A 419-nucleotide genomic window follows, 5' to 3' on the forward strand; every position below is an offset into this window, starting at 1 on the left:
ATGTTGGTGCTGGTCAAACGTTTGCTGGTATTGATTTCTCATCAGCTGCATTTGACGCGACAAGCCTTGATACTTTCCATATGCAATACAAGGTTGATCCTTTGTTAGCAGGGCAAGTGGTTAATATCAAGCTGTCTAACCATGATGGAGGCGCAGGTGAAACGAGTGCGATTCAATACACGAGTACGCCTACTAGCACCGATACCGTTACGCTAGCTATTCCGTTCAGTGATTTTACAAGTGCAAGTGCAAATGGTGATTTATCACGAAATGCGATAGCACAAATTGTCATTTCTGCTGCAAGAGCTGATATCAATGAACCAGTGGATATCTATTTAGATAATATCTACTTCAGCAGCGGCGACACTGACGGCGGCACCGATGGTGGTACTGATGGCGGCACCGATGGTGGTACTGAT

The 419-nt window shown here is 45.3% G+C and carries 1 protein-coding gene; it reads left to right on the forward strand.

Annotation, left to right across the window (positions count from 1 at the left end):
• A partial coding sequence (locus LRP50_RS25535) for a hypothetical protein (RefSeq protein WP_274167192.1) occupies window positions 1-419 on the forward strand: 419 nt, incomplete at both ends.

The organism is Enterovibrio gelatinilyticus (assembly GCF_028683095.1).
Taxonomy (GTDB): domain Bacteria; phylum Pseudomonadota; class Gammaproteobacteria; order Enterobacterales; family Vibrionaceae; genus Enterovibrio; species Enterovibrio gelatinilyticus.